6 protein-coding genes and 1 pseudogene are annotated in these 5,077 nt (G+C 48.6%); 3 read left to right on the top strand and 4 right to left on the bottom strand.

Annotated features, from left to right (window positions below; genetic code table 11):
- The 4 genes from V6C93_RS28765 to ffh all read right to left on the bottom strand — a co-directional run.
- Positions 1 to 814 (bottom strand): PhoH family protein (locus V6C93_RS28765; RefSeq protein WP_333480101.1); only part of this gene is annotated, 814 nt, incomplete at its 3' end.
- A gap of 245 nt (positions 815 to 1,059) precedes the next feature.
- The gene (locus V6C93_RS28760; protein ID WP_333480100.1) at positions 1,060 to 1,476 is read right to left on the bottom strand and encodes a KH domain-containing protein; all 417 of its coding nucleotides are present in this window, start codon (positions 1,474 to 1,476) and stop codon (positions 1,060 to 1,062) included.
- Positions 1,451 to 1,699, bottom strand: coding sequence for a 30S ribosomal protein S16 (gene rpsP / locus V6C93_RS28755; protein ID WP_333480099.1), 249 nt, complete (start codon positions 1,697 to 1,699; stop codon positions 1,451 to 1,453). Before rpsP ends, V6C93_RS28760 begins: the two co-directional genes overlap by 26 nt.
- Before the next feature lie 127 nt (positions 1,700 to 1,826).
- Positions 1,827 to 3,272, bottom strand: a complete 1,446-nt coding sequence (gene ffh, locus V6C93_RS28750) for a signal recognition particle protein (RefSeq protein WP_333480098.1) — start codon at positions 3,270 to 3,272, stop codon at positions 1,827 to 1,829.
- Positions 3,273 to 3,415: 143 nt separating this feature from the next.
- Here ffh and V6C93_RS28745 point away from each other — a divergent pair, with 143 nt between their 5' ends.
- The 3 genes and pseudogenes from V6C93_RS28745 to V6C93_RS28735 form a co-directional block, all read left to right on the top strand.
- On the top strand, positions 3,416 to 3,607 hold the full coding sequence (locus tag V6C93_RS28745; protein WP_333480097.1) for a hypothetical protein: 192 nt from the start codon (positions 3,416 to 3,418) through the stop codon (positions 3,605 to 3,607).
- Between the two features lie 341 nt (positions 3,608 to 3,948).
- The gene (locus V6C93_RS28740; RefSeq protein ID WP_333480096.1) at positions 3,949 to 4,494 is read left to right on the top strand and encodes a bestrophin family ion channel; all 546 of its coding nucleotides are present in this window, start codon (positions 3,949 to 3,951) and stop codon (positions 4,492 to 4,494) included.
- A pseudogene (locus V6C93_RS28735) lies at positions 4,484 to 5,077 on the top strand (nitric-oxide synthase); the annotation flags it as partial. The gene V6C93_RS28740 and the pseudogene V6C93_RS28735, both read left to right, overlap by 11 nt.

The raw sequence follows: 5,077 nt of genomic DNA, 5'->3' as shown, positions 1-5,077 counted from the left end.
TTGCAGGCAAATCTGTCTGTGTGACGTCACCTGTAACCACCATACGAGAACGAAAACCGATGCGTGTCAGCACCATTTTCATTTGAGCCGGTGTTGTGTTTTGCGCTTCATCAACGATGACAAAGGCATTGTTGAGGGTGCGTCCTCGCATATAAGCGAGGGGGGCGACTTCGATAACGCCTCGTTCCATCAAATTGGCAATTTTTTCAGGCTCAATTAACTCATACAGGGCGTCATACAGGGGACGCAGATAAGGATTGATTTTTTGCTGCAAGTCTCCTGGCAAAAAACCCAACTTTTCTCCAGCTTCTACAGCAGGCCGAGTCAAAATTAAGCGTTCGTACTGATTGGCGAGGAGAGCTTGAGCTGCAAGAACGACAGCCAGAAAGGTTTTCCCAGTGCCTGCCGGACCAATGCAGAAGGTCAGGTCGTGAGTTAGGATATCTTTCACATAGTGCCGCTGCCGGAAGGTTTTGGCACGGATAACTTCGCCCTTACGAGTGCGAGCGAGAACATCTTGCTGTAAATCCTGTAACTCATCTGAGCGGTGAGTGTCTAAGGCATGGAGGGCGGTTTGGATATCCACCTCTGCGATCGCTTTGCCTTCATTCCAGAACGGTTTTAGCGATCGCACCAAGGATGAGGCGCGTTCAACTTGTTTCTCGGTTCCAGAAATTAGCAGTTCTTGCCCCCGCAGCACCAGATTTGCACCGGTTAGCCGCGAGAGCGTTTTCAGGTTTTCGTCTCGTTCACCAGAAAGTGCGATCGCACTTTCATTATTCGACAGCTGAATTGTCTTTGGTACTTCACTCATGCCAGTAGTGGCTCTACAAGTTGAAAGTTTCTAGGTATCGAGCCTTGAAAGTGGGGAAGTTAGATCTTGCAAGTTTGGCAGATAACTTGTAATTTTCTCACCAACCCTAGTCTCCGGCTTGTGCCAGAGTACTATGGGAACGCCTACTCTTTGAGAACAGTTACGCTGGAGCGCTTGCTTAGCCAACACCGACTGGTAAACGACTTTCTAACCTTCAACCTTTCAACCTTCAACCTCTAACCTTTTTACTCAGAGCGGAATTTGGGTGCGGGTTTAGACGTGGGTGGGCGACGAGAGGAACTCTTTCTGCCAGCAAATTTACTACCACCAGAAGGACTCTCTCGCCGGGGACTCTCATTTGGGCCTTCATAAATATCCAGATGGACAAATTGACCCGCCGCCTGACCTGCTGCTTGAATGACCGCCCGAATCGCTTGAATGTTGCGACCCCCCCGACCAAACACTCGTCCCTTATCCGACCCGTCAAACGCCACTCGAATCCAGACTCGCTCCTTGGCATTTGACTTTTCACAGTCTACCTTCAGCGAAGTCGGTGATTCTAAAAACGGCTCTATCAAAAATCGCACAAGACCGATGTAATCCGGGCTGGCATTTTGAAATGAGGCGGACGGTGTCTCAGGCACTGACTTGTTCAAAAACATTGGCTTTCCTCAGAATATCGCGCACTGTATCAGTGGGCTGGGCACCATTTTGGAGCCACTTCACAATCTCTGGGACCCTAAGCCGTGTTTCATCAGTTCGGGGATTGTAGAAGCCCAGTTCTTCTAGAGGGCGTCCATCCCGGCGTGCATTACTTTGAATTGCCACAATTCGATAGCTGACCTCACGCTTTTTGCCGTATCGTTTTAATCTCAGTTTGACCATGTTTAGGAATAATTCACCTGTTTGATTTTAAGCGATCTGTGGGCTAGAGGGTTGGAAGGTTAGAAAGTTGAAGGTTGGACGGTTGGAAGTTATAACCTGCAACCTGCAACCTTTAACCTGCAACCCTTCACAGCTGACCAAATCCCTTTTTCTTCTTCTCCTTTTTCTTTTTCTTGGGAGAAGCACCGCCGGGGTAGCCGCGCCAGCCCGGTTGGGAGGGACGATTACCACCCATGTCGCCAAACATGCCGCCCATACCTGCCATTCCTGGCATCTGTCCTCGGCTCATCTGCTGCATGAGATTTCTCATTTTAGTAAATTCACTCACCAGATTGCTGACATCCCTCTCGGCATAACCCGAACCACGAGCAATCCGGCGGCGGCGCGACGGAGAACCGGCTAACAAATCAGGATTACGGCGTTCTTCCGCCGTCATCGAATTAATCATGGCTTCGGATTGCTTGAGCTTGGCTTCCCCTTGTTGCAGTTGGTCGCTACTCAGCTTACCCATCCCTGGAATCATCTTCATCAACCCGCCCAGAGAACCCATATTCTTCAATAGCCGCATCTGCTTCAAGAAATCGCTGAAGTCAAACTGTGCCTTCAGCATTTTCTCCTGCATCTTCTCGGCGTCTGATAGGTCAATTTCCTCCTGCGCCTTCTCCACTAGCGTGAGGACATCTCCCATACCGAGAATCCGCGATGCCATGCGATCGGGATAAAAGGGTTGCAGCGCTTCTACCTTCTCCCCAACGCCGACAAATTTAATCGGCTGACCCGAAACCCGCCTGACAGAAAGGGCGGCACCACCGCGAGTGTCACCATCCAGCTTGGTGAGGATTGCCCCCGTAATCCCAATTTGCTCGTGGAAGGTGTGGGTGAGATTTGCCGCCTCCTGGCCGGTCATCGAGTCCACGACTAGGAGGGTTTCGTTGGGTTGAACAGTTTTCTTGATGCGGGCAAGTTCCCCCATCATGTCCTGGTCGATTTGCAAGCGTCCTGCCGTGTCGATGATCACGGTATCAACACCCGTCTCCTTCGCCCGTGCAACGCCTTGACGCGCAATATCTACTGGGTCAGCATCCGCACCCAGTTCAAATACGGGGACATCAATTTGTTGACCGAGTGTTACTAACTGGTCAATGGCTGCCGGTCGATAAACGTCTGTAGCGACCAAGAGGCAGGTGCGGTTTTGTTTGAGCAGATGGAGAGCTAGCTTAGCGGTGGCGGTCGTTTTACCAGTACCCTGTAAACCTGCCATCAGGACAATCGTCGGTGCCGTATCCGCTTTGGCTAAGGGAATGTTGGTTTCCCCCATCACCTGCACCAGTTCGTCGTAGACAATCTTAATGAACTGTTGGTCAGGACGGACGCCAGAGATGACCTCGGCTCCGAGTGCCTTGGTTTCTACATCCGCAACAAAATCTTTAACGACTTGGAGGTTCACATCTGCCGATAACAGAGCACGACGTACCTCTTTGAGAGCGTCTTGGATATTGGACTGAGAAATTTTGTCCTGGCCCCGTAATTTCTTCCAGGCGTCTTCTAGGCGTTCGGCTAGAGCATCAAACATAAATCAATTTTTTTAATAGGGCTATCTTTAATTAAGGGTAGTATTCTTGGCAGCCTTTTAACAGGTTGGAGAATGATCAGACACGTTCTAAGGGCTAGTCATAGAGAGCAAAAATTTTCCACGTTCAAGGACAGGCTTCCTGAATGCTGGGTAGTGATGAGCTGTCCTTAGACATACGCGGTATAGTACAAAATGTGATTTTTGCATCAAAGATGCAGCACACTCAACCGCATCTTCATCCTGACCCCACTCACTCCCCAAGCATGACTGACCATCATCGGCTCGTCCACTTAACCGAAGTCTCTGCCACCGATTTCCCAGCTGCAAACGACTAAAAGTACAAGTGTCGCGTATAGGTGATTTCGGCTCAGAGACAATCCTCGTTGCAAAAAGATCTCCTAACTCGCACACAAGCAAGCTGGCTGTTGGATTTGGAAGAACAAGGGATAACTGCATGATCGCCATTACCCTATGCTATCGGGAGGGGGATATCAGTCAACCTTGGCAAGATGCTGGAACGGTCACGTTTGCCACATCAAAGATTGCCTTACCTAAATCAAGAGCGCAACGCTGAGTTAGACTTTGCGATCGCAGCTGCTCCTGCCGTTAGCTTATGCAATTCATCGTTACTAATAATTAATTACCACCAATCAGCTTAGTCGGTTTGAAGATTTTAATGAAAAGAAACAAACAATACTGGTTTAAGCTCGCATTCCAATGGAAAGGGTCAGTTATCTCAGCCATCTATCAACGAGTGATTTTGGTGGGTGTATTTGGTTTTTTCATTTCTGTACTGTATTATTTAAAATTTCCTGTATCCAAACCTACTTTTGGAAGTATCATTCCTAGCATTGTTTTAGGTTTATTACTCGTTTTCCGAACTAATACTGCTTACGAGCGCTTTTGGGAAGGTCGTAGATTATGGGGTACCTTAGTCAACGATACCCGTAATATGACGTGGCAAATTTGGGGGATGATGAACGACGTTGAACCAGGGGATCGAGACAGACGAATTGCAGCTTTGCGGCTAGTGGCGGCTTTCCCCGTAGCCGTTAAGTTGTATATAAGATCAGAACCTGTAAATAGAGAATTAGAAGCGTTGATATCTCCATCTCAATATTTGCAGCTAAAGACTGTGAATAATCTACCCCTAATGATTGCCTCCTGGATAGGAAATTATATACAAAATCAGTATCAGCTGGTTAGTGGATTTGAAAAATAAGGGTGACTGCACGATCGCAATTACCTTACGTTATCGGGAAGGAGACATCACTCAGCCTTGGCAGGATGCTGGAACCGTCACATTTGCCACACAAGAGTACCTCAATGGAGAGCGTAGCGCCGAGTTAGAATTTCCGATCGCGACTTGGAACGAGGCACCCCAGTTAAAGCTGAAAACTCGCCTAACTCAAAGTAGCAGTGAGGGAAGCAGTAGTAAACTGACCATTTTGAGCAATCAGAACGATAAGCGTCCCGTCCACGCTCAAGGGACACAGGACGTTGCTGAGGTTGAGATTCCAGACGCTGTTCCGCTCTCACCACAGGAAGAAGTGATTGTCAAAGACGTGTGGAACAAACTGCGGGCATGGAAAGAATTGCAAATGGAGCGGTTTTTGAAGCGCCTATTGTATGAGGAACCGGAGCTAGAGTCTATCTTCGGGGATGCGATCGACCAGATGAGTGATTTCTTCTTTGAGTTGTTCGATTGCTGCATTCACAAACTTCAGCCTGAAACTCAGAACGTCATTGGAGAACCCTTAATGGGCGTACCTCCCGAAAAAGGGGATTCGTATGACACAGTTGAG

The sequence above is a fragment of the Allocoleopsis sp. genome (genome assembly GCF_036703385.1).
In the GTDB taxonomy this organism is placed as follows: domain Bacteria; phylum Cyanobacteriota; class Cyanobacteriia; order Cyanobacteriales; family Coleofasciculaceae; genus Allocoleopsis.
The sequence above is the reverse complement of the archived record's forward strand: the minus strand, read 5'-3'. Positions and strand labels throughout refer to the sequence as shown.